The 24,606-nt window shown below is 64.5% G+C and carries 18 protein-coding genes and 1 pseudogene; 6 read left to right on the top strand and 13 right to left on the bottom strand.

Features of this window, described 5'->3' with window-relative positions:
- Nucleotides 1-4: 4 nt before the first annotated feature.
- From OKW41_RS11930 to OKW41_RS11960, 7 genes and pseudogenes are all read right to left on the bottom strand, one after another.
- Nucleotides 5-649, bottom strand: a complete 645-nt coding sequence (locus OKW41_RS11930; RefSeq protein ID WP_429572602.1) for a chemotaxis protein CheB — start codon at nucleotides 647-649, stop codon at nucleotides 5-7.
- A 10-nt stretch (nucleotides 650-659) separates the two neighbouring features.
- The gene (locus OKW41_RS11935; RefSeq protein WP_429572603.1) at nucleotides 660-1,505 is read right to left on the bottom strand and encodes a CheR family methyltransferase; all 846 of its coding nucleotides are present in this window, start codon (nucleotides 1,503-1,505) and stop codon (nucleotides 660-662) included.
- Between the two features lie 34 nt (nucleotides 1,506-1,539).
- A complete protein-coding gene (locus tag OKW41_RS11940) occupies nucleotides 1,540-5,133 on the bottom strand; it encodes a response regulator (RefSeq protein ID WP_429573395.1) in 3,594 nt (1,197 codons plus the stop codon).
- A gap of 261 nt (nucleotides 5,134-5,394) precedes the next feature.
- Nucleotides 5,395-7,515, bottom strand: coding sequence for a catalase HPII (gene katE / locus OKW41_RS11945; protein WP_429572604.1), 2,121 nt, complete (start codon nucleotides 7,513-7,515; stop codon nucleotides 5,395-5,397).
- Nucleotides 7,516-7,634: 119 nt separating this feature from the next.
- Nucleotides 7,635-8,535 (bottom strand): annotated as a pseudogene (locus tag OKW41_RS11950) (MipA/OmpV family protein).
- A 356-nt stretch (nucleotides 8,536-8,891) separates the two neighbouring features.
- Nucleotides 8,892-9,650, bottom strand: coding sequence for a peptide-methionine (S)-S-oxide reductase MsrA (gene msrA / locus OKW41_RS11955; RefSeq protein ID WP_429443658.1), 759 nt, complete (start codon nucleotides 9,648-9,650; stop codon nucleotides 8,892-8,894).
- Between the two features lie 147 nt (nucleotides 9,651-9,797).
- On the bottom strand, nucleotides 9,798-10,313 hold the full coding sequence (locus tag OKW41_RS11960; RefSeq protein ID WP_429443659.1) for an Lrp/AsnC family transcriptional regulator: 516 nt from the start codon (nucleotides 10,311-10,313) through the stop codon (nucleotides 9,798-9,800).
- Between the two features lie 140 nt (nucleotides 10,314-10,453).
- Between OKW41_RS11960 and OKW41_RS11965 the strand changes: the two genes are divergently transcribed.
- On the top strand, nucleotides 10,454-11,470 hold the full coding sequence (locus OKW41_RS11965; RefSeq protein ID WP_429572605.1) for a 1-aminocyclopropane-1-carboxylate deaminase: 1,017 nt from the start codon (nucleotides 10,454-10,456) through the stop codon (nucleotides 11,468-11,470).
- A gap of 15 nt (nucleotides 11,471-11,485) precedes the next feature.
- On the opposite strand, the gene OKW41_RS11970 is transcribed toward OKW41_RS11965, so the two are convergent.
- Complete coding sequence (locus tag OKW41_RS11970; protein WP_429572606.1) at nucleotides 11,486-12,397, bottom strand: LysR family transcriptional regulator; 912 nt, start codon at nucleotides 12,395-12,397, stop codon at nucleotides 11,486-11,488.
- Between the two features lie 138 nt (nucleotides 12,398-12,535).
- On the opposite strand from OKW41_RS11970, the gene OKW41_RS11975 reads away from it, so the two are divergent.
- Nucleotides 12,536-13,261 (top strand): pirin family protein, encoded by a 726-nt coding sequence (locus OKW41_RS11975; RefSeq protein ID WP_429572607.1) that lies wholly within the window; start codon nucleotides 12,536-12,538, stop codon nucleotides 13,259-13,261.
- Nucleotides 13,262-13,358: 97 nt separating this feature from the next.
- Entirely contained in the window at nucleotides 13,359-13,772 is a 414-nt protein-coding gene (locus OKW41_RS11980) for a DoxX family protein (protein WP_429572608.1), read from the top strand.
- Between the two features lie 104 nt (nucleotides 13,773-13,876).
- On the opposite strand, the gene ltrA is transcribed toward OKW41_RS11980, so the two are convergent.
- The 4 genes from ltrA to prpR all read right to left on the bottom strand — a co-directional run bounded on the left by ltrA (nucleotide 13,877) and on the right by prpR (nucleotide 20,239).
- Entirely contained in the window at nucleotides 13,877-15,244 is a 1,368-nt protein-coding gene (ltrA, locus tag OKW41_RS11985; protein WP_187620135.1) for a group II intron reverse transcriptase/maturase, read from the bottom strand.
- Nucleotides 15,245-15,735: 491 nt separating this feature from the next.
- Nucleotides 15,736-17,334 (bottom strand): alkyl hydroperoxide reductase subunit F, encoded by a 1,599-nt coding sequence (ahpF, locus tag OKW41_RS11990; protein ID WP_429572609.1) that lies wholly within the window; start codon nucleotides 17,332-17,334, stop codon nucleotides 15,736-15,738.
- Nucleotides 17,335-17,506: 172 nt separating this feature from the next.
- On the bottom strand, nucleotides 17,507-18,070 hold the full coding sequence (gene ahpC, locus OKW41_RS11995) for an alkyl hydroperoxide reductase subunit C (protein WP_429443665.1): 564 nt from the start codon (nucleotides 18,068-18,070) through the stop codon (nucleotides 17,507-17,509).
- 147 nt (nucleotides 18,071-18,217) lie between these two features.
- Entirely contained in the window at nucleotides 18,218-20,239 is a 2,022-nt protein-coding gene (prpR, locus tag OKW41_RS12000; RefSeq protein WP_429572610.1) for a propionate catabolism operon regulatory protein PrpR, read from the bottom strand.
- A gap of 201 nt (nucleotides 20,240-20,440) precedes the next feature.
- Here prpR and OKW41_RS12005 point away from each other — a divergent pair, with 201 nt between their 5' ends.
- The 3 genes from OKW41_RS12005 (at nucleotide 20,441) to OKW41_RS12015 (ending at nucleotide 23,563) form a co-directional block, all read left to right on the top strand.
- A complete protein-coding gene (locus OKW41_RS12005) occupies nucleotides 20,441-21,325 on the top strand; it encodes an isocitrate lyase/PEP mutase family protein (protein ID WP_429572611.1) in 885 nt (294 codons plus the stop codon).
- A gap of 321 nt (nucleotides 21,326-21,646) precedes the next feature.
- The gene (locus OKW41_RS12010) at nucleotides 21,647-23,086 is read left to right on the top strand and encodes an MFS transporter (RefSeq protein ID WP_429572612.1); all 1,440 of its coding nucleotides are present in this window, start codon (nucleotides 21,647-21,649) and stop codon (nucleotides 23,084-23,086) included.
- Between the two features lie 39 nt (nucleotides 23,087-23,125).
- Entirely contained in the window at nucleotides 23,126-23,563 is a 438-nt protein-coding gene (locus OKW41_RS12015; protein ID WP_429572613.1) for a GNAT family N-acetyltransferase, read from the top strand.
- 95 nt (nucleotides 23,564-23,658) lie between these two features.
- Here the strand turns inward: OKW41_RS12015 and OKW41_RS12020 are convergent, their stop codons facing one another.
- Nucleotides 23,659-24,555, bottom strand: coding sequence for a fimbrial biogenesis chaperone (locus OKW41_RS12020; protein ID WP_429572614.1), 897 nt, complete (start codon nucleotides 24,553-24,555; stop codon nucleotides 23,659-23,661).
- Nucleotides 24,556-24,606: the final 51 nt, after the last annotated feature.

Consider the following 24,606-nt stretch of genomic DNA (forward strand, 5'->3'; position numbering starts at 1 on the left):
CGGATCAGAGGGAAGGCGGCAGCGCGGCAAGGCGCTTCGCCAGGGCTGCGGGATTGTAGATCGCGTCGGCCGCGCCGCGCTCGATCGCGGCGCGCGGCATCTCCGGTGCACCGGCGCTGCCGGGGTCCTGCACCCACGCGGCGCCGCCGAGCGCGCGCACGCGTTCGAGCCCGTGCGCGCCGTCGTCGTTGGCGCCGGACAGCAGGATCGCGAGCAGCCGCTCGCCGTACACCGCGGCGGCCGATTCGAACAGGACGTCGATCGACGGCCGCGAGAAGCGCACCGCCGCGGCGGTCGACAGCGCGACCGTGCGGTCCACTTCGACGAGCATGTGATAACCGGGCGGCGCGACGTACACGCGGCCCGGCAGGATCAGCTCCCCCGCATCGGGTTCGAGCACCGGCAGCGCGCAGCGATGCGCGATCGCCGGCACCAGATAGCTCGGCGAATCGGGCGGCAGATGCGCGACGATCATCACGGCCGCCGCAAAGCGCGCGGGCAGCGCGGCGAGCAGCACGTTGAGCACCTCGATGCCGCCCGCCGACCCGCCGATCACGACCAGCTGATAGCCGCGCCGCGCGTGCGCCCGCGCGGCGCTGCTGGCGTCGGCGGTCTGGGTGGGCGGGGGTTGACTGGTCGAGCCTGGCATCGCGACCTCGCTAACGCTTCTGATAAATGCGTTCGGCCGCGCGAAACTCGTCGAACGCCGGGTAGTGATGTGAAAACCGCAGGGTTTCCTTGCTGCCCAGGCCGAGAAAGCCGCGCCGCACCAGTGCGTTCTCGAACAGCCCCAACGCGCGATCCTGCAAGCCGCGATCGAAATAGATCAGCACGTTGCGGCACGACACCAGATGCGCTTCGAGGAACACCTCGTCGGTGGACAGGCTGTGATCGGCGAACACCACACGCTCTTTCAGCGAGCCGGCAAAGCGCGCGCTGCCATACGCTGCATGATAGTAATCCGACAGCGAACGCGTGCCGCCCGCCGCCAGATAGTTCTGCGTGAAACCCTGGATGCGTTCGAGCGCGTAGATGCCCGCCTCCGCGCGCGCGAGCGCGTCGGGGTTGATGTCGGTCGCGTAGAACAGCGTGCGCTCGGTGAGACCCTCCTCGTCGAACAGGATCTTCAGCGACCACAGCTCCTCGCCGGTGCTGCATCCGGCGACCCACACCTTGATCGACGGGTAGGTGCGCAAACGCGGCAGCACGTGCTCGCGCAGCGCGAGGAAATACGACGGATCGCGAAACATGTCGCTGACCTGCACGGTCAGGTAGCGGAACAGCCGCGAAAACTCGTTGCCGTCGCGCATGATGCGGTCCTGCAATTGCGACAGCGTCTCCACGTTGAATTCATCGAGCGCCTGCGTGAGGCGGCGGCGCAGCGACGACATCGCGTAGTGGCGAAAGTCATGCTGATACTTCAGATAGATCGCCTCGAGCAGCAGCCGCAGCTCGATGTCGAAATCGCTGATGCGGTGCGGCACCTCAGATGCGGACGGTTTCATCGCGTTTCTCGCTTCCGTGCCAACGCTCGCGCCGTCAGCGCTGCCGCAGCCACACGCGGCACAGCGCGACGAGCTTGTCGACGTCGATCGGTTTCGACACGTAGTCGTCGGCACCCGCTTCGAGGCAGCGCGTGCGATCGTTCGCCATCGCCTTCGCGGTCAGCGCGATGATCGGCAGATGCGCGAAGCGCGGATTGCGGCGAATCTCGCCCATCGCGGTCAGGCCGTCCATCTCGGGCATCATGATGTCCATCAGCACTAGATGTACTTCCGGCCCGTTCTCCAGTTGGTCGAGCGCCTCGCGGCCGTTGCGCGCGATCAGCAGTTTCGCGCCGAGTGGCTCCAGCACGTGCGACAGCGCGAAGATGTTGCGCACGTCGTCTTCGGCGAGCAGGATCGTGCGGCCCTCGAACGCATTGTCGCGTTGCCGCACGGTGCGCAGCATGCGCTGCTGCTCCGGCGCGAGCGACGACTCGACGCTATGCAGAAACAGCGTGACTTCATCGAGCAGACGCTCCGGCGATTTCGCGCCCTTGATGATGATCGACTTCGAGTAGCGGCGCAGCCGGTGCTCCTCTTCGTCGGGCAACATGCGGCCCGTGTAGACGATCACTGGCAGCGATGCATGCGCGCTGTTCGCGGCGAGGCGTTCGAGCAGATCGTAGCCGGTGCCGTCCGGCAGCGCGAGATCGGTGACGACGCAGTCGAACGTCAGCGCCGACAGTTGCTCGAACGCTTCGGCGAGCGTCGCGACCACGACGATCCCGGTGTTCTCGCTTTGCAGCAGCGCGCGGATGCTTTCGCGCATCGGCGCGTCGTCCTCGATCACCAGCACGCGCTTCAGGCGCTGTTGCAGCCGCGCTTCGAGGCGGCGGATCGCGGCCTCCATCGTCGAGCGCGCGGTCGGCTTCAGCGTGTAGCCGATCGCGCCGAGGTGCAGCGCCTTGTCGGCGTGATCGGTGGCCGACACGATATGGATCGGAATGTGGCGAGTCAGCGGATCGTTCTTCAGCCATTCGAGCACCGTGAGGCCCGAGCGGTCCGGCAGACCGACGTCGAGCAGCACCGCGGCCGGCCGCATGTCGCGCACCAGCGCGAGGCCGCTCGCGGCATCGCTCGCGTGCACGAAGTCGAAGTCGAGTTCGTGCACGAGATCGCGCAGAATCGCGGCGAACGGCGGATCGTCTTCGACCGCGACGATCAGACGGCCCGCGCGGGTGCGATTGTCGCGATCGTCGGCTATCGACGCGGCGGCGGGCTGGGCGTCGCCGGGCAGCAAGGCTTCGCGCGACGCGGTGGGCGGCGCCCGGCTTGCCAGATCATTCGGTGGCGGGATCACCGCGGCGGGTGCGGTGTCGAGCGGCGTGCGCAGCAACGGCGCTTCCGCCGTCGCCTGCGCGCCCATGCCCGCGTTCAGCGCATTCAGCGCGTTCAGCGTGGCGACGCTCGTCATCGCGCTGTCCGCGCTCACGCGCGCCTCGCGCGCATCGAGCGGCAGCCACAGCGAAAACACGCTGCCCTTGCCGACTTCGCTCGCCACCGTGATGCGCCCGCCCAGCAGCCGTGAGAACTCGCGCGAAATCGACAGCCCGAGGCCGCTGCCCCCATATTGACGGCTCGTCGAGCCATCGGCCTGCTGGAACGCCTCGAAGATCATGTCGATCTTGTCGGCCGGAATACCGATGCCCGAATCGCGCACGTCGAAGCGCAGCACGTTGTCCTCGACCCTGGCGACCTCGAGCGTGACCTCGCCGCGCTCGGTGAACTTCACCGCGTTCGACAGCAGGTTGCGCAGGATCTGCATGAGCCGCAGGCCATCGGTGACGAACGTATCAGGCGTGCCCGGCAACTTGTCGAAGGCGAGACGCAAGTGCTTGGTCGCCGCGATCGGACGAACCATTTCTTCGAGCGATTGCAGCGTCGCCTCGATCGACACCGTTTCGTGCTCGACCGTCAATTGACCCGCCTCGACCTTCGACAGGTCGAGAATGTCGTTGATCAGCACGAGCAGATCGCTGTTCGACGCGTGGATCGTCTCCGCGTAGCGCACCTGCTCGTCGGTCAGATTGCCACTGCGATTCTGCTGCAGCAGCTTCGCGAGAATCAGCGAGCTGTTCAGCGGCGTGCGCAATTCGTGCGACATGTTCGCGAGGAACTCGGACTTGTAGCGGCTCGACTGTTCGAGGCGCTCCGCATTGGCCGCCAGATCGTTCTGCACGCGCAGCAGATCCGATTTTTGCCGCTCCAGCCGCTGCGCATATTCCTCGAGCCGCACGTTGGTCTGTTCGAGCTCGGCCTGCTGCGCTTCGAGGCGCCGTTGCGATTCCAACAGCGCGCGGCCGCGTTCCTCGAGCCCTTCGTTGGAGACCCGCAACTCCTCCTGCTGGACCTGCAACTCCTCGTTCAGCTGCTGCGTCTCGGCGAGCGCATCCTGCAGGCGTTCGCGATACAGCGCCGCCTCGAGAAAATTGCCCATGCTGTGGCGGATCAGCTCCATGAACTCTTCGTCGCGCGGCGTCACCTCGCGCAGGAAGCCCATTTCGACGACGCCGTTGACCTGGCCGTCGTTGTCGATCGGCAGGATCAGCAGATTGAGCGGCGCACCGCTGCCCGTCGCCGACACGACCCGCACGTAATCGGCCGGCACGTCGCGCAATACCAGCGTGCGGCGCGAGCGCGCGGCCTGGCCGACCAGCGTTTCACCCTCCTCGAAACTCAGAGCGGCCGTCTGCTCGCTGTCACGGCTATAGCCGTACGCGGCGATGCGGCGCAGCGTGCCGCTCTGCCTGTCGCGCACGTACACCGCGGCGACGACCGCATCGAGATATTGGGCGAGAAACTCGAGCATCGCGCGGCCGACGAGCGGCGCGCTCGTCTGCCCTACGATCTTGTCCGCGAGCAGCCGCTGGCCCGAGCGCAACCAGACCTGCTGCTCGAGCAGCGCGGTCTGTTCGGCCTGACGGCGCAGCACGTCGTCATAGGTCTCGGACAGGTCCAGCAGTTCGCGACGACCCCGCCATGCGAGCAGGCCGCTGACGACGAGGCTGAACACCAGGAACACGCCGACCAGTGTCGCCGTCACGTTGCGCGTCGCTTCGGCGCGCTGCTGGCGCAAGCGCAATTCGACGTCGAGAAAATCGCCGAATTCGCGGCGCATTTCGTCGAATTCGAGCTTGCCGCGCCCCGCTGCGATCGCGCTCTCATAGTCCTGGTTGCGGCGGCGCGCGTCGATGATCTGTTCGGCGAAGCGGCTCCAACGCTCCTGCAAGGCCTCGATCTGCTTGAGCCGCTCGATTTGCGGCGGGTTGTCGGCGACCTGCTTTTTCAACGCTTCGAGCTGTGACTTGAATTTCGGGCCGCCGTTTTCATACGGCGCGAGGAAACTCTCGTTACCGGTGATCAGAAAGCCGCGCATCGACGATTCGCGATCCACCGCGAGCCGCAGCATTTCGTTGGCGTCGCCGATCACGCGCCCGGAGTGCTCGACCCAGTTCATCGTCGACACGAGATACGCGATCAAGCCGACGAACAGCGCCATCGTGACGAGGCCGGCGCCCAAAGGCAGCGCGATATTGCGGCGAAGGATGCGGCGGAAACGGAGTTGATCGACGGCCTGCGATGCGGTCATTTGTTCTGTAAGTGGCATGGCGAATCGGGTCGATGCGGAATGTTTTTCGGGTCTGCGCACGGTGTTGAGTGCCGCAATGCGACCGCTGTCATCATACAAGGACGACCCGCACGCGCGCGACGCGGAATGCAAAAACAACCTGGCCGGCTAACACCGGCCAGGCTCCTGCATCGACGCGCATCGACGCGCCGCGTTTCAGCTATGCTCAGCACCGTTCAGAGGCTAACGCGGCAGCGCATCAGCGCAACCGGCTCGGCCCGCTCAGGCCGGCACCGATTCCGCCTGCGCCGCGCGCGACCACACGCGATGCTGTCCGGCGGCCTTGATGAACGCCTTCAACACATCGGCGGACTGCGAGTCCTCGCCGGTCGCCACGCCGTCCGGCTGCGCGGGCAACTGCGCGGCCGCGAGCACGTCGCGCCCCGCGCCGAGCGCCGCGATCGCCTTCAGATGCTTGAACGCTTCGAGCACGAAGTGCCGCGCATCGCCCGATTGCGACAGTGCCTTCGCCCCCTTCTCGCCGCCGACGACGATCACCGCGTCGAACATCACCGATGGCAGCCCGGCGATCGTCGCGTCGGGCGCGAGGCCATCTATCTCGGCGAGCGTCGGCGCGATCAGCATCGGCGTTGCGCCTTCACCCGTGAGCGCCTGCTGCAACTGTTTGATCGCCGCGCCATCGGAGCCGGGTGCGGCGAGCAGCGCGATCTTGCGGGTCTTGATGCCGGGCTTCACGCGATTGAGCAGACTCAACGCCGGCGACGTCTTCGGCCCGACGAGTTTCGCCGTGCCCTTTTTCGGCGCCGGCAAGCCGAGTCCTTCAGCGACCTTCGCGGCGAGATCGGCGTCGAAGTTCGCGAGAATCTCGTTGACCTGGCGCGCGCGAATCTCGGGCTTCGTCACCTTGCCGAGCTCGAACTGATAGGCCGCCGCGATATGGTCTTTTTCCGGCTGCGACATGCTGTTGTAGAACAACGCGGCCTGCGAGAAATGATCGGCGAACGAGTCGCTGCGCACGCGAATCTTCGTGCCCTCGGCGCGTTCCTGATAGCTGTCGAAGCCGCCATCTTCAGCGGCCGGATCGGTTTCCTTCGGCCAGCCGTCGTTCAGCGAGTTCGGCTCGTACGACGCCTGGCCGACATGGATCGCCTGCCGATGCATCGCATCGCGTTGATTGTTGACGGATGGGCAGACCGGCCGGTTGATCGGAATCTCGTGAAAGTTCGGGCCACCGAGGCGGCTGATCTGAGTGTCCGTGTACGAGAACAAACGCCCCTGCAGCAACGGATCGTTGGTGAAATCGATGCCCGGCACGATATGCCCCGGATGGAACGCGGCCTGTTCGGTCTCGGCGAAGAAGTTGTCCGGATTGCGATTGAGCGTCATCTTGCCGATGATTTTCACCGCCACCAGCTCTTCCGGAATCAGCTTGGTCGGATCGAGCAGGTCGAAATCGAACTTGTGCTCGTCGGCTTCCTCGACGATCTGCACCCCCAGTTCGTACTCCGGATAATCGCCGCGCTCGATCGCTTCCCATAGGTCGCGCCGGTGAAAGTCCGGGTCCTTGCCCGCGAGCTTCTGCGCTTCGTCCCACAGCAGCGAATACGAGCCGAGCACGGGACGCCAGTGGAACTTGACGAAACGAGCTTTGCCCTGCGCATTGACGAAGCGGAACGTGTGAACGCCGAAACCTTCCATCGTCCGTAAGCTGCGCGGAATCGCGCGGTCCGACATCGTCCACAGCACCATGTGCGCCGATTCGGGCACGAGCGAGACGAAGTCCCAGAACGTGTCGTGCGCGGACCCGCCGGTCGGCATTTCGTTCGGTGCTTCCGGTTTCACCGCGTGCACGAAGTCAGGAAACTTGATCGCGTCCTGGATGAAGAACACCGGCATGTTGTTGCCGACCAGATCGAAATTGCCTTCCTGCGTGTAGAACTTCGTCGCGAAGCCGCGCACGTCGCGCACGGTGTCGGCAGAGCCGCGCGGACCTTGCACGGTCGAGAAACGCACATAGACCGGCGTTTCGGCGGCCGGGTCCTGCAAAAACGCGGCCTTGGTGTACTCGCGCATCGATTCGTAGACCTTGAAGACACCATGCGCGGCCGAGCCACGCGCGTGCACGATCCGTTCGGGAATGCGCTCGTGGTCGAAGTGCGTGATCTTTTCACGCATGATGAAATCTTCGAGCAGCGATGGACCGCGCGGTCCCGCACGCAACGTGTTCTGGTTGTCGGCGATCTTGACGCCCTGATTGGTCCTCAGGGCCTCGCCTTGCGGCTTCACGCGATTGCGTTCGAGATCGTTCGATTTCGCGTCGTTCGACTGCGCTGCCCCGTTTGCCTGGGCCGCGGCCTTCTGGGTATTCGCTTTACCTGCCATGGGGATCGACTCCTTGTGTTCGGGCGCGCGGCGACGCAGGCGTCGCGGCGCGCGATCACAGAGTCAGCAAGGGCTATACCCACCAAGTCACGGCGCAGTGGCTGCGCGGCGGCGTTGCGTCAGAACCGGTAGTTGATCGACACGTCGGCGACGCCGGTCGCGCGGCTGCGGGTAATCGGACTGTTGCCCGCGCTGCCGACGAGCTGCTCGAACGCGCCGTCGGCGGTCGCGAACCAGTGCTTGCTGAACAGCCAGATCGCGCTGACGCCGAAACCCACCGACTTGAAGCCCGCGCTCGCGTGGTACTGCGGATACTGCGAGTGCGCGGCCTGCTCCTGATTGACGCCGAACCAGCTGTTCATGTACTTGGAGTCCGCGAGCACCACGTTCGGGCCGGCGAACCAGAAGAACTGCCTGGTGCTGCCGGGCATCGGCATATAGGCGCCGAGATCGCCGATCCAGCCGTTCGATCCGCCGAAATAGCGGCGTATATCGGCGCGCAGGACGAGCGGAAAATCCTTCGACACGACGTACTCGCCCGAAAGCTTCAGACCGGGCGCCGGGTTGATGTTGCCGAGCCCGTTGAGTTCCTGCGGATCGTCCTGGCCGCGTCGCCCGAGGTCGTAGACCGCGGCGAGACTCATGCGCCAGTTCTCGCCCTGCGCGAAATTCACGCCGAAGCCTTCGCCGCTCGACAGAAAGAACAGATCCTTGTAGCGCACGTCGATGCTCGGGCCGGTCACCAGGTGATAGCGGTCCGATCCTTCGAAGCGCGGCTGGAACGATGTGGCCACGCCGAAGCGCAGTTGCCAGTCGGGAATGTTCGGCTGCCACATCTTTCTGCAGCGGAATGCCCACCGAATATTGCCATTCGCCGAGCGGCGACGGCGTCTGCGCGAAGACCACACCCGGCACGCAGGCCATCGCGCCCAAGGTCGCGGCGACGAGCGAGCTCGCCGCGATGCCGGTTTGTTTATGGCGAGGCATGGCGCCCCGCTTCTTTCTACGGCTGTTGACCACCGGAAGCCTCCAATTTCGCTCGTCGCGATGAGGTTAGGTTTTCGCCCGGGGTCCAGCGCGGACCCAAAAACGCGGACGACCGCCGCGCTGTTACTTACGGCGTGTAATTTTTCCAATCGATGAAGCGGGCAGCGCGATGCGCACGAGGCGCGGCGAGCCCGCATGCCCCCCGCGCTCGTGTGGCCACTGCACACAGTCCTTGCACGCCGCGGTGACGTGGACAATGGCCAACGGAACATTGCTCCGCAAGATATGCGCCAACTCTGTGGAAGATTGATGACGAGCGCGACCCAAGGCGTAACCCGAAGACGGTCCGGCGCTGCGGCGGCGCCGCTGGCGCCGCCGTTCAGAGGGGGTTATTGGCCTGCTTCGACGAGCACCGGCTTGTCGCGATACAGGTTGGGGAACAGGCGTTTCAGGTTGGCGATTTTCGGCATGTCATTGAACACGATGTAGGCCGAATCGGGATGCAAGGTCAGATAGTTCTGGTGATACGACTCGGCCGGATAGAAGCCCTTGTAGGGCTCCGTCTTCGTGACGATCGGCGCGGGGAACACGTGCGACTTGTCGAGCTGCGCAATGTAGCCTTGCGCGACGTGCCGTTGCGCGTCGTTCAGCGGAAAGATCGCGGAGCGGTATTGCGTGCCGCTGTCGGGCCCCTGACGATTCAGCTCGGTCGGGTCCTGAACCACCGAGAAATACACCTGCAGCAACTGGCCGTAGGTGACCTTGCCAGGATCGAACGTGACCTGCACCGATTCGGCGTGCCCCGTCTCGCCGCCGCTGACGGTCTCGTACTGCGCGGTGTCGCGTGAGCCGCCCGAGTAGCCGGACACCGCCCGCGTGACACCGCGCACATGCTGGAACACCCCCTGGACGCCCCAGAAGCAGCCACCCGCGAACACCGCGGTTTCCTCGTGCGCGGTGCTGGCCGGGATCGGTTCGTCGAGCGCGGGCGGCGCGATCACGACGGCGCTCTCCGCCGCGAACGCGACGCGCTGCGCGAGCGGCAACGCGAGCGCGGCCGCGCCTAGCAGCAACGACAACACGGCCGCGCGTGAGCGTTTCGAGATGCCGCCGAACGATGTAAGGAATTGCGGTCTGTTGCGAGTCATGATGGTCGCTCCGGAAAAGTGCCGGCGCCCGCCCGCTTTGGCACAGTGCTGCCACGGCCGCATGCGGGTGCGCCGAAGCTTGGTCGCGCGGGCGCGGCGTTTATGACAGCATGCGCGCTTTCGCGGCCGGCGGCGCGGCCGCGCGGCTCACAGCGGAAATTTCGTGGTCGACAGGATTTCCTTCAGCACCATGAATGAGCGGATCTGCCGTACGCCCGGCAGATACAGCAACTGCTCGGCGTGCAGTCGATTGAAGCTGTCGCTGTCGCGCGTGCGGATCACCATGAAATAGTCGAACTCGCCGGTCACCACGTGGCACTCCATGCAGCCGGCCACTTTCTGCGCGGCCTTCTCAAACTCGGCGAACGACTCGGGCGTCGAGCGATCCAGTACCACGCCGATGATCACGAGCATGCCCGCGCCGGCCGCCTTTGGATCGAGCAGCGCGACCACGCCGCGAATCAGCCCCGATTCCTTCAAGCGTTCGACGCGCCGCAAACACGCCGGCGCGCTCAGCTTCACTTTCGCGGCGAGCGCCACGTTCGAAATCGACGCGTCGGTTTGCAACTGCCGCAGGATCGCGCGATCGATGCGATCGAGCGGGTGGCGAATCGCGCCGATGCCCGAAGGTGTCGCTCCAGCACGAACTTTCGTTGCGCTCATGACCATATGTTCGAAGTTTTGTTAGAAATCGGATGTTCTTTGATTTCGAAAAATACGTCTGAGCGACTTTTTTCGCAAGCTCATTTCTAGCGGTTTTTCCTAACATGAGCTCATGGAAATCACCCCACCACGGAGCCGCGATGAACCTGCAACGATTCCCCCGCTACCCGCTCACCTTCGGACCGACGCCAATTCAACCGCTCAAGCGTCTGAGCGAGCATCTCGGCGGCAAGGTCGAGCTGTATGCCAAGCGCGAGGACTGCAATAGCGGCCTCGCGTTCGGCGGCAACAAGACCCGCAAGCTCGAATATCTGATCCCCGACGCGCTCGCGCAGGGCTGCGACACGCTCGTGTCGATCGGCGGCATCCAGTCCAACCAGACGCGCCAGGTCGCGGCGGTTGCCGCGCATCTCGGCCTGAAGTGCGTGCTCGTGCAGGAGAACTGGGTCAACTACTCGGATGCGGTGTACGACCGCGTCGGCAACATCCAGATGTCGCGCATGATGGGCGCCGACGTGCGGCTCGTGCCGGACGGCTTCGACATCGGCTTTCGCAAGAGCTGGGAAGACGCGCTCGACAGCGTGCGCGCAGCCGGCGGCAAGCCGTACGCGATTCCGGCCGGCTGCTCGGACCATCCGCTCGGCGGCCTCGGCTTCGTCGGCTTTGCCGAAGAGGTGCGTCAGCAGGAAGCCGAACTAGGCTTCAAGTTCGACTACATCGTCGTGTGCTCGGTGACGGGTAGCACGCAGGCTGGCATGGTCGTCGGTTTCGCCGCCGACGGCCGTGCCGATCGGGTGATCGGCATCGACGCATCGGCGAAACCGGCGCAGACACGCGAGCAGATCACGCGCATCGCGAAGCGGACCGCCGAGAGCGTCGAGCTGGGCCGCGACATCACCGCGAAGGACATCGTGCTCGACGAGCGCTACGGCGGCCCGGAATACGGTCTGCCGAACGACGGCACGCTCGAGGCGATCCGTCTGTGCGCGCGGCTCGAAGGCATGCTGACCGATCCGGTGTACGAAGGTAAGTCGATGCACGGCATGATCGACAAGGTGCGTAACGGCGAATTTCCGGCCGGCTCGCGCGTACTTTATGCGCACCTGGGCGGCGTGCCGGCGTTGAGCGCGTACAGCTTTATCTTCCGCAACGGTTGATGCGGTCTAGGGGATTTAGCCGACGGGCGTCCGCGGTTCGGTCGCGAGCTTCTTCCTCAGATGCCTGCGCAGAAACTCGACGAATGCCCGGATCGTGACCGAGCTTTGCCGATGCTGCGGATACACGGCATAGACGCCCGTCGCCGACGGCAGGAACGCTTCGAGCACGGGCACGAGTTGTCCGCTTGCGAGCGCATCGGCGACGATGAAATCCGGCAGCCGAACGATTCCAAGCCCCGCGACGGCCGCATCGCGAATCAGATCGCCGTTATTGGCGCGTAACGGCCCGCGCACCTCGATGCTCTTCACCACGCCCTCGACGCTGAAGTCCCAGCTCACCACGCCGCCGTGGCCGTACAGCAGACATTCGTGGTTCGCGAGATCGCCAGGCACGGCCGGGCTGCCACGCCGGCGCAGATAACCGGGGCTGCAGCACGCGACCATCTTCACATCGATCAGCTTTTGCGCGATCAGCGACGAATCCGCCAGCGTGCCGATACGGATCGCCATATCGAAGCCTTCCCCGACCACATCGACGGCGCGGTCGCTCAGTTCCATGTCGAAGCGCACGTCGCGATGCTCGCGCAGAAACGCCGCGACGAGCGGCGACAGATGCATCATGCCGAACGACATCGGCGCGCTCACGCGTAGCAGCCCGCGCGGCCCGGCGCGGCGCAGCGACATGGCCTGCTCGGCGTCCTCGACCTCGCCGAGGATGCGCTTCGCGCGCTCGTAGAACTCCTGACCCAGATCGGTCACCGCCAGCTTGCGCGTGTTGCGGATCAGCAGTTGCACACCGAGCGCTTCCTCGAGCGCCATCACACGGCGGCTCACGAACTGTTTCGACAGCGACAGCCGGTTCGCCGCGGCGGTGAAATTGTGGGCGTCGACGGTTGCGACGAAGATGCGCATGTCATCGAGTTGCATCGTATTGTCCACTCCAGTGCGACAGTGTTTCCGGTTTTACCATGATTATAACCATCTGGATTGACCTACACTGTCGTTCATGGATCGCAGCCAAACATCTGGCCCGGATCACACGACAAAACTGAAGGAGAAAACAGCATGCTCGAAATCAGACACGCCAACCAACGTGGCCGCGCGGAACACGGCTGGCTCAGCTCGCGTCATACGTTTTCGTTCGCGCACTATCACGATCCGAAGCAGAACGGCTTCTCCGACCTGCTCGTGATCAACGACGACCGTGTGGCGTCGGCGCAGGGCTTCGGCAAGCATCCGCATCGCGACATGGAGATCTTTTCGTACGTGCTCGAAGGCGCGCTCGAACACAAGGACACGATGGGCACGGGCTCGGTGATCGTGCCGGGCGACATCCAGTTGATGAGCGCGGGTACCGGTGTGGCGCACAGCGAATACAACCATTCGAAGAGCGAGCCGGTGCACTTTCTGCAGATCTGGATCGCGCCGGCCCAGCAAGGCACGAAGCCGCGCTATCAGCAACAGCACTTTGGCGCGGCCGACAAGCGCGGTGTGCTGCGGCTCGTGCTGTCGCCGGACGGTGCGAACGGTTCGCTGCAGTTGCAACAGGATGCGCGCGTGTATGCCGGGCTGTTCAACGGCGAGGAAACCGCGCGGCTCGAACTCGCGAAGGACCGCTATGCATATGTTCAGGTGGCGCGTGGCAGCGTCACGGTGAATGGCGTCGAGCTTGGCGAGGGTGACGGCGCGCGGGTGCGGGGTGAAGAAGCGCTGACGTTCACGCAGGGCCGCGATGCGGAAGTGCTCGTGTTCGACCTGCGTAATATCGAAACCTCGGCGTTGTGGGCATAAGCGCTCCGCTTGCGCCGCGATTGACTCAAACCTGAACGCGGCTCGCTGGACGACGATTTCCAGCGAGCTTCATCCCTCTACCCTATCGGGAAAAATCATGCGCTACACACTGTTTGAAAACCAGAAAGACGTCGTCGTTCTCGTCGCTCGAATCCTGCTGATGGTGCTGTTCGTGATGTTCGGCTGGTCGAAGCTGACCGGCTTTGCCGGCACCGTCGCTTATATGACGTCGACCGGCGCGCCCGTGCCGGCGTTGTCGGCTGTTATCGCGGTGGTGATGGAGCTTGTGGTGGGCGTCGCGCTGTTAGTGGGATTTTTCACGCGACCGCTGGCGCTGCTGCTTGCGGTGTATACGCTCGGCACCGCAATCATCGGCCATCACTACTGGAACATGACGGGCGCGATGCAGTACGACAATATGATTCATTTCTACAAGAACATCGGCATCATAGGCGGGTTGCTGCTGTTGTGCGTGACCGGCGCCGGCAAGTATTCGTTCGACCGGCGGTGATACCGATTCCCGTGCTTTAATCGGCATAGGGGGCAGCCTGAGGCTGCGCCCCTGCCACACCACCCGGCATGCGGGTCCGCACCGGGCGGTTCGGGAAGTTGAGGTTAGGAGAGTCGGGGCACACCCAGCTGATCGAAGTAAGTGATGGTCAGCACGCTGTTGAGGAGCTTGCCGCTGTTGCACCACCAGCGGCGACTGTTCGCCGCCACCTGTTGTGCCACAGAGCATGACGCGCCCAGCGCGCGCAGTTCCCGGTAGATGGTTGAGCCACGGCGCCAATGCTTAAGCTGGATGGCGCGTAGTCGGTGGCGCAGCCACTCATCCAGCTCACGCCAGACTCTGGGGGTTTGCGCCAACCGGAAGTATGCCCTCCAGCCCTGCACATAAGTCCGCAACCGTGCCACCACGTCCTTCATGCTGCGCCCGCCAGATCGGCGGGTCAGTTCACGAATGCGGTGCCTGAACGCCAGCAGCGGTTTGGCCGCCACCTTGCGCTTGACCACACCGCCTGGAGCCACCCATAAGCTGTAACCCAGGAACTTGCGACCGAACACACTCGCGACCGCACTTTTGGTCTCGTTGACCTTCAGGCGCAATCGCCCATACAGACGTCGCAGCAGCACCATTACCCGTTCGCCCGCGCGGCGGCTACGAACATACACGTTCGCATCGTCGGCGTAGCGCGCAAAGCAGTGGCCCCGCCGCTCCAGTTCCTTGTCCACCTCATCCAGCAACACGTTGGCCAGCAGCGGCGATAGCGGCCCGCCTTGCGGCGTGCCCTGGGCTCGCTGCTGAACCACTCCATCATCCATGATGCCGCTGTTCAGATACGCCCTGATCAGCCGGATTACACCAGCGTCTCCAATGCGTTTCTGTAGGCGGTCGATCAGGATGTCGTGGTTGACCCGGTCGAAGAACTTCTCCAGGTCAACGTCCACCACGATTCGCCGGCCTGACTGCACGTACGACTGCGCGGCAAGCACCGCATCGTGTGCACGCCGTCCGGGCCGGAAGCCGTAGCTATGCTCGCTGAAGGTGGGATCCAGAACCGGCTGCAGCACCTGCAGCAGAGCCTGCTGGATCAACCGGTCCGTTACCGTCGGGATACCAAGCTCGCGCTCGCCTCCGTCCGGCTTCGGAATCGTCACCCGCCGTACCGGGCTGGGCCGGTACGTCCCCTTCAGCAGTTGTTCACGAATCGCTGGCCACGCCGTCACCAGATGGCGCGCAGTCTGGTCAACGCCCAGACCATCCACCCCAGCGGCTCCTTTGTTGGCCCGCACCCGTTTGAACGCCCGCTTCAGGTTCTCTCTCGTCAACGCCGCTTCCAGCAACGCTGACCCTGTGCTCCCGGGTTCATGCCGCGGGCAGCCGGCTTCGTCGCTCACAGGTACATGCGCAGCTTCACCACGCGCTGCTCCCGCTCGCCCCGTTTGCACGGGCATCTGACGCATTGCCTGCCGCATCGGCATATCCCTGAACACTCCTTCCCGTTCGGTCCTTCGTCACCAGCTTCAGCCTTGCCGACCTGTCCTGTGACTACTACGACCTCGGCTGACTTCTCGCTCCGGTTCGACACCGTTGCCCTTTCAGGCATGAGGCGAGATCTCCCCAGGTAAGAACGCACTCCTTCACCGCACAACCGCCGGATTTACGGCACCAATCCTTGACCACAAGAGCTTCGCAGATTCGTGCCCGCTCGCCCTGATCGGTGCCGCCTCATATCCGGTTCTTGTCCATCGGCTCACGGCTTTGCTCCACGCTTCCTCCCCACGCTCGGTCACCCTTACGCAGTTGCGCTTCACTTCATTCGCTGTGGTCAGCTTATGGGAGGACTTGCACCTCCAGGAGTGCGCCCATGCTGGGCGCACACGAAAAAGGCCCGCACGAATGCGGGCCTCGTTGCATGCGCAAACTGAAACGGCGGCCCGCGGGCCGCCGTTTGCCTCTCTGATCTACCGGATCAAACCGCTGCTTCGGCTTCCGCTTCCGCTTCGCTGACCGCCGCGACTTCTTCGCTGTTGCGGATCAGGTGATCGAATGCGGACAGCGATGCCTTCGCGCCCTCGCCCACCGCGATCACGATCTGCTTGAACGGCACCGTGGTCACGTCGCCGGCGGCGAACACGCCTGGCACCGACGTCGCGCCGCGCGCATCGACGACGATCTCGCCATGCTTCGACAACTCGACCGTGCCCTTCAGCCATTCGGTGTTCGGCACGAGACCGATCTGCACGAACACGCCTTCGAGTTCGACCGTCTTCACTTCGCCCGAAGCGAGGTTCTTGTAGACCAGACCGTTGACCTTATTGCCGTCGCCGGTGATTTCCGTGGTCTGCGCCTGCGTGACGACCGTCACGTTCGGCAGGCTGCGCAGCTTGCGTTGCAGCACCTCGTCGGCACGCAGCGTCGCGCCGAATTCGAGCAGCGTCACTTCGCGCACGAGACCCGCGAGGTCGATCGCCGCTTCGACGCCCGAGTTGCCGCCGCCGATCACCGCGACGCGCTTGCCCTTGAACAAGGGGCCATCGCAGTGCGGGCAGTACGCGACGCCATGATTGCGATACTCGCGCTCGCCCGGTACGTTGATTTCGCGCCAGCGCGCACCGGTCGCCAGGATGATCGTCTTCGCCTTCAGCACCGCGCCGTTGGCCAGACGTACTTCGATGATGCGCCCCGGAATCAGCGCTTCGGCGCGCTGCACGTCCATGATGTCGACGTCATAGGCCTTCACGTGCTGTTCGAGCGCGGTCGCGAACTTCGGTCCTTCGGTTTCGGTCACGGAGACGAAGTTCTCGATCGCCAGCGTATCGAGCACCTGGCCACCGAAGCGCTCGGCCACGACACCGGTCGCAATGCCCTTGCGCGCCGAGTAGATCGCCGCCGCCGCGCCCGCCGGGCCGCCGCCGACGATCAGGGTGTCGAACACCGGCTTATTCTCCAGTTGCTTCGCGGCGCGCGCACCGGCGTTGGTGTCGAGCTTCGCGAGGATTTCCTTCACGCCGCTACGGCCCTGGCCGAAGGTTTCGCCGTTCAGGAACATCGTCGGTACCGCCATGATCTGGCGCGCGTCGACTTCGTTCTGGAACAGCGCGCCGTCGATCGCGACGTGACGGATGCGCGGATTGATCAACGCCATCACGTTAAGCGCCTGCACGACTTCCGGGCAGTTCTGGCACGACAGCGAGAAATACGTTTCGAATTGATAGTCGCCGTCGAGGCTGCGGATCTGTTCGATCACCGCATCGTCGAGTTTGACCGGGTGGCCGCCGACCTGCAGCAGTGCGAGGACGAGCGACGTGAATTCATGCCCCATCGGAATGCCGGCGAAACGGATGCCGGTTTCCTTGCCCGCTTCACCAATCGAGAACGACGGCTTGCGTTCGTCGTCGCCGCGACGCTCGATCAACGTGACGCGCTCCGACAAGGTCGCGATGTCGTTCAGCAGGGCCAGCAGCTCCTGGGACTTCGCGCTGTCGTCGATCGACGCGACGAGCTCGATAGGCCTGCTAACTTTTTCGAGGTACGACTTCAGTTGAGTCTTGAGGTTGGCGTCAAGCATGGCGTTGCGATTCCGTGACGAGGGGTGTGGGTGTCCCGGCGCCGCACGCATCCGGATAGGACGTGTTGGACCCGGGGACGCGCGAAGCGCCGTATCAGGCGATTCGCGCGGTGAAGCGCCGGGAAGATCCCGGCAGATGCAGACTGCGGGTGCAGCGTGAGCTGCGCGGACCTTAGATCTTGCCGATCAGGTCGAGCGACGGGGTCAGCGTTTCCGCGCCCGGCGTCCACTTGGCGGGGCACACTTCGCCCGGGTGCTTTGCGATGTACTGAGCAGCCTGAACCTTGCGCAGCAGTTCGCCAGCGTCACGGCCGATGCCGTTGTCGTGGATTTCGCACAGCTTGATCTCGCCTTCCGGGTTGATCACGAATGTGCCACGCAGCGCGAGGCCTTCTTCTTCGATCAGCACGTCGAAGTTGCGCGAGATAGCGAGCGTCGGGTCAGCCAGCATCGGGTACTTGATCTTGCGGATCGTATCCGACGTGTCGTGCCAGGCCTTGTGCGTGAAGTGAGTATCGGTCGACACGCTGTAGATTTCCACGCCCAGCTTCTTGAAATCTTCATAACGATCGGCCAGGTCACCGAGTTCGGTCGGGCACACGAACGTGAAGTCGGCCGGGTAGAACACGAAAACCGACCACTTGCCCTTCAGGCTTTCTTCAGTGACGGTCTGGAAATCGCCGTTGTGAAAAGCCTGTGCTTTGAACGGTTTGACTTGACTGTTGATGATCGGCATTTGCTGAATCCTCTCTTTGAGGGGTTGGAAAGTGGAGTCAGTATGTCAGACTGCGCTTAATAGGTAAAGTGGATTGTGTTAATGAGTTCGATAGCCTTGCACTATTCATTTCGTCGGTCGAGACTATCGGACGATTTGCCGGGCGTTTCAGCCCTTCAGAAGCCGCCACAGCGTGGTTCGGCCGATGCCGAGCGCGCGGCTCGCGGCGGCGCGATTGCCGCCGGATTGTTCGAGGGCGCGCAGCGCGTCCTCACGGCTGGGGGTGGCGCGGGGCGCCGCACTCCCGGGCGCAGGGCCCTGAGGCGCCTGTGTGATCTGCTCGACCTCAACTGCCCTCATCCGGAAGAACTCGGGAAACACGGCCTGCCAGTCTGGCAACGCGTCGGCAGTCAGGTTCCCGGACATCTCGTTGGTCGGGTCACCGATATAAATCGCCGCGCGGGCCAGGAGATTTTCCAGTTCACGGACGTTACCGGGCCACGCGTAATCCGCAAAAAGCGGGGCGAGAAACACGAGCACCCGCTCGAGCCCCGCCGCCGACAAGCCGTACTGCAGCGCGCTGCGCTCCAACAGGTGCCGCGCCAGCGGCGCGATATCGGCACGGCGTTCGCGCAGCGGCGGCAATTTTATCTGAAGCAGATTTAATCTGAAATACAGGTCCGCGCGAAACGCGCCCTCCTCGACGAGCGCGTGGAGATCGCGGTGCGTCGCAGCGATCACCCTCACGTCGACCGGCGTCGCGCGGCCCGCGCCGAGCTTCATCACCTCGCGCTCCTGCAGCACGCGCAATAGCCGGCTTTGCAGCGCGGCCGGCATTTCGCCGATCTCATCGAGAAAAATAGTGCCGGTGTGCGCGATTTCAAACAACCCTGGCTTGCCGCCGCGCCGCGCGCCCGTGAACGCCCCTTCCTCGTGCCCGAAAAGTTCGCTTTCGATCAGTCCCTCGGGCAGCGCCGCGCAGTTGAACGCGACGAACGGATTGCCGCGCCGCCGGCTCGCGTTGTGGATGCCCTGTGCGACCAGTTCCTTGCCGGTGCCGCTTTCGCCGCTCAGGAGCACGGTCGCGTCGTGCGCGGCGCCGGCGCGCGCGAGCCGGCGCACGCGATCGAGCGCCGCCGAAGCGCCGATCAGATCGTCGAGCCGGTGCCGCGCGACCAGATGCCTCGGCCGCTGGCTCGTGCGCAGCGAACGGTCGATCCGCTGCGCAACGAGCGCGTCCTGCGCCGTCACGACGAAACCGGCGCGCGCGCCCTGCTCGACGATCGGCACACAGCCGACGATCAGCGCGCGGCCGCCGATCTGTTCGATGCGTTCGTCGACCGGCTGGTCGGCGGCGCGCGTCTCGCGCAGCAGCGGCGCGAGCGCGCGCGCCACTCGTGCGGGGGTGTCCTCGTCGTCGTTTGGGACCGCCTGCGCGGCGCCTAGACCGAGCAGTTCGAGCATTGCCGGGTTGACGGCTTCGAGCTGGGCGGCTTCGTCGAACGCGGCGACGCCGTCGCGCAGATGCGCGACGATCGTGTTCAGGCGCACCCGCTTCGATTCCTTCTGGCGGCTCACCCGCGCCAGTTCGACCGAGCGCTCGAACGCTTCCTCGACCGCGGCAAGCGAATACAGGAACACGCTTTCCATGCCGGCCTGCTGCGCCAGATCGCAGGCCATGCCAGCGCCGACCACCACGCGGCAGCCCTGCGCGGCGAGTTCATCGACTGCGAGCCGCACTTCGTCGATCGATCGATACGCGCGCTGCCGCAGATCGACGTTCAAGAGCGGGCTCAGGTCGGCCAGCTCCTGCGCGATTGCTTCGTGCAGCACGAGCCCGATGCGCGCCTGCGGCCATGTGGCCGTCGCGCGCGTGATCGCGCTCAACACGTCGAAGCCATTCACCTTGACCATTACCACCGGCACGCTGAGGTTCTCGCGCAGGTACGCGCCGTTCGAGCCGGCGGACAGTACGACGTCGACCGAACCTGCGTCCACGTAAGCCTGCAACGCGGCGACGGCCGCGCCGTAGCCCTCCCGCACCGTGAAGAACTTCGCCCGGCCCGCGTAGCGCGGCGTCACCGTCTCGCAAAGCGACTGCAGTCGGCTAATACTGACGAGTGCGACACCGGGCCGCCCGGCATCGACGGCGGGGCTCGGATTCGCGACAAACGGGGTGAACGTGGACACGCGGCTCTCCTTGATTGAAACGTTCCTCGAAACGTTTCATGAAACGTTCCACCCATTGTGCCATGAACGTCCAGGCAGAAGTTCATATCGCGCAAACCCTTGTTCCAGCGGCACGACCGGCGAACTGCCGTTCAATGGCACGCTTCCTGCAGAATGTCGGCCGCGTTCCATTACCGATTTTCCCTTCTGGAGACCTGCATCATGACCACCACTTCCGCCACCCGCCGCGCCGCGTTCCGCGCCAAGGTCAATCAGCGTCAGGGCCTGCTCGTGCCCGGCGCGTTCAACGCGATGAGCGCGCGCGTGATCGAGGACGCCGGCTTCGAGGCGGTCTACATCACCGGCGCGGGCGTCACCAACATGTCGCTCGGTCTACCCGACCTCGGCTTCATCGGCCTTGCCGAAGTCGCCGAGCACACCGCGCGCATCCGCGACGCGGTCGCGCTGCCGCTGATCGTCGATGCCGACACCGGCTTCGGCAACGCGCTGAACGTGCGCCAGACCGTGCGCGTGCTGGAGCGCAGCGGCGCCGACGTGATCCAGTTCGAAGATCAGGTGATGCCGAAAAAATGCGGCCACTTCTCGGGCAAGGAAGTTGTCGCGGCGAGCGAGATGGTCGGCAAGATCCGCGCGGCTGTCGACGCGCGCGAAGACGCGAACCTGCAGATCATGGCGCGTACCGACGCGGCCGCGGTCCACGGCATCGAGGACGCGATCGAGCGGGGTCATCGCTTCATCGAGGCGGGCGCCGACATCCTGTTCATCGAGGCGACCGAATCGCTCACCGACATCGAGCGTCTGCCGGGACTGTTCAATGTGCCGCAGCTGATCAACATCGTGATCGGCGGCAAGACGCCGGTGCAGTCACGCGACGCGCTCGCGAAGCTCGGCTACGGCATCGTGCTGTACGCGAATGCGGCGCTGCAGGGCGCGGTGCTCGGCATGCAGCGCGCGCTCGGCAGGCTGCAAAGCAACGGCCGCCTCGACGAGGACGCGACGATCGTCGCGCCGTTCAGCGAGCGCCAGCGGCTCGTCAACAAGCCGCTGTATGACCGGCTGGACAAGGAGTACGCGGGGAAGGACTGACGCTCGGGCGGCGGCGCGGCGGTGCGACGCGCTGCATGCGGGCGCGATATGGAACCCTTTATTGCGTTAGGATTCAGGGCTGGCAATCAGGGATGACAAGCGGGACTGACAATCAGTCAAGCTGATGTTCCCGCCAGCCCGCCGCGACAGTTCGCGGCCCCGGCCTCCTCCCACCGGCCCGCTCTCCCGGCTGCCGGCAGAATCACAAAAGCGCAAACGAAAGGTAGTCGCAAGCACCATGAAGTCAAACTCTTCACGCGCCCCGCGCGGGCTCGTCAATTGTCTTTCAGCGCGCACGCGCGCAGCACGGGAGCTCGCCCGATGAGCTGCAGCGGCACCCGCACCGCGCACGTCGGCTGGCTGCCGTACATCGTCGCGGCTACCTTTTTCATGGAGTACCTCGACACCACGGTGATCGCCACCGCGCTGCCGCAGATGGCGCGTTCGTTCGGCGTCGGCCCGAACAGCCTGAGTCTCGGCATGACCGCCTACATGCTAGCGCTCGCGATCTTCATCCCGGCGAGCGGCTGGGTCGCCGACCGCTGCGGCGCGCGCACCGTGTTCGTCAGCGCGATCGGCGTGTTCACGGTCGCGTCGGTGCTGTGCGGATTGTCGCAGAACGTGCCCGAGTTCACGGCCGCGCGGCTGCTGCAAGGCATCGGCGGCGCGATGATGGTGCCGGTCGGCCGTCTCATCGTGGTCCGCAGCACCGAGAAAGCTCGCATGATGCAGGCGATCTCGACGATCACATGGCCGGCCATCGCGGCGCCGGTGGTCGGCCCGCCGATCGGCGGCTTCATCACGACCTACGCGTCGTGGCGCTGGATCTTCCTGCTGAACGTGCCGTTCGCCCTCGCGGCGATTGCGGTCGCGCTCGCCATCGTGCCGAACCTGCGCGGCACTGAACGCAAGCCGCTCGACGTCGTCGGCCTGCTGCTGAGCGGCGTCGCGCTGACCGCGATTCTGTACGGCGCGGAACTCGCGAGCCAGCCGGCCACCAATCCGTGGCTCGCGGTCTCGATCGTGGCGGGCGGTCTGCTGGTCGGCGCGCTCGCGTTCCAGCATGCGAAGCGTCATCCGTATCCGCTCGTCGACGTGTCGACGCTGAAGGTGCCGACGTTTTCCGTGACGGTCATCACCGGCTCGTTCACGCGCATTGGCATCGGCGCGGTGCCCTATCTGATGCCGCTGCTGTTCCAGGTCGGTTTCGGGCTGTCGGCGTTCCGCTCGGGGCTGCTGCTGCTCGCGAGCGCGCTCGGCAATCTCGGCATGAAGGCGCTGACCACGCGCATCCTGCAGCGCTATGGCTTCCGGATGGTGTCGATCGTCGATGTGGCGGTGGCCGGCATTTTCATCATCGCGTGCGGACTGCTGACGCCAGACGTGCCGCTCTTGTTCGTGCTGATCGTCGTGTTCGTGTACGGCGTCGCGCGCTCGATGCAGTTCTCGACGCTCGCGACGCTCGCCTATGCCGACATCCCGCAGCTGCAGATGAGCGCGGCGAGTACGCTGTGGAGCGCGGCCGCGCAGATGACGATCGGTCTCGGCATCGCATTCGGCGCGGTGTCGCTGCGCGTCGCGGCGCTGTTCAACGGCGAGACGACCGGCCACGTGTTCACGCTCGACGATTTCCGCCTCGCGTTCCTGTTCGCGGGCGTGCTGACGCTGCTGTCCGTGCTTGGATATATGGGGCTCGCCCGCAATGCTGGGCAGAGTATCGGTGGGGGTTCGCGCGGCGGCGAAACTCCGACGAAGAGCTAGGGGACGCGCAAGCGCTGCGCGATCAAAAGGAGACGTGCCGTGCAAGCAGGCGAACTGACGATTTCCAGCCGCATCGACGATCTCGACCTCGACCTCGTCTACACATTCCTGTCGCAGAAAACGCCGTGGGCGCGAGGCATGCCACGCGCGACCTTCGAGCGCGCCGTCGCCGGGTCGCTGTGCTTCGGCGGGTTTGTCGACGGCAAGCAGATGGCGTTCGCGCGCCTCGTCACCGACGAGGCGACCTTCGCCTACCTATGCGACGTGTTCGTGCTGCCCGCGTATCGCGGCCAGGGCTATGCGTCGGCGTTGATGAAACATATCTTTGCGAGCCCTTCGCTCGTCAGTCTGCGTAGAGTCGTGCTGGTCACGACCGACGCGCATCACGTCTATGCGCCGCATGGGTTCACGTCGCTCGAGAACCCCGAGCGGTATATGGAGCTGCATCGACCGGGTGTTTACAAGACGGACGCATGAACACACATCCAAATGCCACTATCGCGGGTGTGCCACGATTGGCTTGCACGGCCGCCGCCCTTAGCCTTCTTCTCTGCCGGCAATCCATGCAATTGTCATGGCCCAACCGCCACATTTCGTTCATCGGTTGCTGGATTGCCATCATCGTCGATCAGGGAAAATAGCACTTTTGCATTTTCACCCGGGTTGGCACGTAGCGTGCCGAGATCGAAAGAGGCGCTGGAAAACGGGGCGATCATATCGGCTTGGGCTTGTTGCGACGAATTCGCCAGCTTGACCTCGACGGCACCCATCGTTGCGTAATAGGGTGTCGGGTTGTCAACCTTCAGCGCAAGTTTGTCCGATGCCTGGACAAGCGAGAACACAAGATGTCGGGGGAGCTCGCTCACGGAATATGGGAGCTTTTCTGGTCGCACGAACACCTTGACCTGGGTGCGCATCGTAACAGTCACCGTCTGAGCGTCGGGTAGCCGGTCTTTGGGTGTTGCCGGAATCTCGTACAGATTGAGCCAGAACAGGGACTCGCGATCTGCGGGCAGCGGTGCCCCCGAATTGATGAGGCGCAGACTCGTTTGATCGCCTGGACCCATGCGAAAAACAGGCGGCAGCATGATGATCGGGGCCTTCGACTCCTGCGGCACCGAATTGATGTCGCCGTCATCCACCCATGCCTGAACGAGTACCGGGTACTTGTTGACATTGAACACCTGAAGGGACTGTTCGGTGGCACCCGCCGCGAACACCACCCGCGACACTTCGGGTGTCACACCCGCAGCAGCCTGAGCGCTCCATATAGCCAGGGGCAGTGCGCCCCACGCAAGCGCGAAGCGCACCAACCGGCGGGACCCGCGCACGGCCAGACGTGTCCAGCCTGCACGAGGAATGCGTACCTGTCCACGCGCAGTCGGGGCACCGCGCCGGTCCGCAAACGTTGTGCGAATCGACGGTCTTTCGGCATCCTGCGCGCGGGACGCTGACACGTGGATCTTCATAGGGGCTCACAAAGATTGATGCTGATCTAACGACTTTACTATTCGGCTGCG

The organism is Paraburkholderia sp. UCT70 (assembly GCF_050434085.1).
Classification (GTDB): Bacteria; Pseudomonadota; Gammaproteobacteria; order Burkholderiales; family Burkholderiaceae; genus Paraburkholderia; species Paraburkholderia tuberum.

Coding starts and splice junctions, on each gene's coding strand:
- OKW41_RS11930 (WP_429572602.1), bottom strand. CDS start 649: ATGCCAGGCTCGACCAGTCAACCCCCGCCCACCCAGACCGCCGACGCC.
- OKW41_RS11935 (WP_429572603.1), bottom strand. CDS start 1,505: ATGAAACCGTCCGCATCTGAGGTGCCGCACCGCATCAGCGATTTCGAC.
- OKW41_RS11940 (WP_429573395.1), bottom strand. CDS start 5,133: ATGACCGCATCGCAGGCCGTCGATCAACTCCGTTTCCGCCGCATCCTT.
- katE (WP_429572604.1), bottom strand. CDS start 7,515: ATGGCAGGTAAAGCGAATACCCAGAAGGCCGCGGCCCAGGCAAACGGG.
- msrA (WP_429443658.1), bottom strand. CDS start 9,650: ATGACTCGCAACAGACCGCAATTCCTTACATCGTTCGGCGGCATCTCG.
- OKW41_RS11960 (WP_429443659.1), bottom strand. CDS start 10,313: ATGAGCGCAACGAAAGTTCGTGCTGGAGCGACACCTTCGGGCATCGGC.
- OKW41_RS11965 (WP_429572605.1), top strand. CDS start 10,454: ATGAACCTGCAACGATTCCCCCGCTACCCGCTCACCTTCGGACCGACG.
- OKW41_RS11970 (WP_429572606.1), bottom strand. CDS start 12,397: ATGCAACTCGATGACATGCGCATCTTCGTCGCAACCGTCGACGCCCAC.
- OKW41_RS11975 (WP_429572607.1), top strand. CDS start 12,536: ATGCTCGAAATCAGACACGCCAACCAACGTGGCCGCGCGGAACACGGC.
- OKW41_RS11980 (WP_429572608.1), top strand. CDS start 13,359: ATGCGCTACACACTGTTTGAAAACCAGAAAGACGTCGTCGTTCTCGTC.
- ltrA (WP_187620135.1), bottom strand. CDS start 15,244: ATGCCGATGCGGCAGGCAATGCGTCAGATGCCCGTGCAAACGGGGCGA.
- ahpF (WP_429572609.1), bottom strand. CDS start 17,334: ATGCTTGACGCCAACCTCAAGACTCAACTGAAGTCGTACCTCGAAAAA.
- ahpC (WP_429443665.1), bottom strand. CDS start 18,070: ATGCCGATCATCAACAGTCAAGTCAAACCGTTCAAAGCACAGGCTTTT.
- OKW41_RS12005 (WP_429572611.1), top strand. CDS start 20,441: ATGACCACCACTTCCGCCACCCGCCGCGCCGCGTTCCGCGCCAAGGTC.
- OKW41_RS12010 (WP_429572612.1), top strand. CDS start 21,647: ATGAGCTGCAGCGGCACCCGCACCGCGCACGTCGGCTGGCTGCCGTAC.
- OKW41_RS12020 (WP_429572614.1), bottom strand. CDS start 24,555: ATGAAGATCCACGTGTCAGCGTCCCGCGCGCAGGATGCCGAAAGACCG.